Origin of the sequence: Acetobacter cerevisiae (genome assembly GCF_001580535.1) — a bacterium.
Lineage (GTDB): Bacteria > Pseudomonadota > Alphaproteobacteria > Acetobacterales > Acetobacteraceae > Acetobacter > Acetobacter cerevisiae.
The window spans coordinates 1-1,083 of sequence record NZ_LHZA01000030.1 but is presented as its reverse complement, the minus strand read 5'-3'; the positions used below and the strand labels follow the sequence as shown (position 1 = coordinate 1,083).

Below are 1,083 nucleotides of genomic sequence, written 5' to 3'. Positions count from 1 at the left end.
CGGAAACAAAAGAGGCCGCACAGCAGCCTGTGGCGGACGGAAAGGAGGGTGGAGTGAGCGGGCAGATTGCTCTGCCGTTCGCGCACCGCCCCCGATTCGGACGCTCGGACTTTGTGGCGGCTCCCTCCAATGCGGCAGCGCGCGGCTGGGTGCTGGATGCGGAAGCAATGTGGCGCTGGCCGGAAGGCCGCATGGCCCTGTGGGGGGAAAGCGGCACCGGCAAGACGCATCTGCTCTCCGTCTGGGCGGCGCGGCATGGTGCGCCCGTTATTGAAGGCCGCCGCCTGAATGAACAGGATGTGGCCGATTTGTTTCATGAAGGTGGGTTCCGCGCGCTGGCGCTGGATAATGCGGATCAGGTGCGGGAAGAGGCAGATCTTCTGCATCTGATCAATCTGGTGCGGGAGCGGCGGATGGCGCTGCTCATGGCTGGCCGGGCTTCCCCCGCGCGGTGGCGTGTTTCTCTGCCGGATCTGGCCAGCCGCCTGCGGGCCACGGCCTCTGTGCCCATTGGGCAGGCGGAGGAGGAATTGCTGCGGCGGCTGTTCCTGCGTTTGCTGGCGGAACGGCAGATGGTGGTGGCTCAGCCGGTGACGGAATGGCTGCTGCGGCGGCTGCCCCGCAATGCCGGGGCGATTCGGGATATGGCCGCCCGGCTGGATCAGGCCGCCCTGGCGTCTGGTGAAAAAGTGACGCGCGCTCTGGCCGCAGGCGTTCTGGAATCCTTGCTGGAAGACGACGCGGCGGCCTCTTAACGTCTTGCTCTGCGGGCGTGTCTGCGTCACTGTGCGGAACGATTTCGTTATAGTGTAACATTAACCTGAAAGTGGTTTCTGCATCATGAGCAGCTTTTTCAAGCGTTCTCTGTTGCCTCTGGCGGTGCTGGCGTGCGCTCCGGCGGTCCTTCCTTCCATCCCCTTCGCGCATGCGGATGAGGGGATGTGGACCATGGACCATCTGCCCGCAGACCTGATGAAGCAGCGTTACGGCTTTACCCCGACCGCCGCCTGGACGGAGCGCGTGACTAAGGCGTCCGCCCGTCTGGCGCTGGGCTGCTCGGCCTCTTTTGTTTCCGCCGATGGG

At 64.8% G+C, this 1,083-nt stretch carries 2 protein-coding genes; both read left to right on the top strand.

What is annotated here, in order from left to right; translation table 11 throughout:
• Nucleotides 1-755 (top strand): P-loop NTPase family protein (locus tag AD928_RS00185; RefSeq protein WP_407639261.1); only part of this gene is annotated, 755 nt, incomplete at its 5' end.
• Nucleotides 756-840: 85 nt separating this feature from the next.
• Nucleotides 841-1,083: S46 family peptidase (locus AD928_RS00180; protein ID WP_167347321.1), on the top strand; the 243-nt coding region annotated here is incomplete at its 3' end.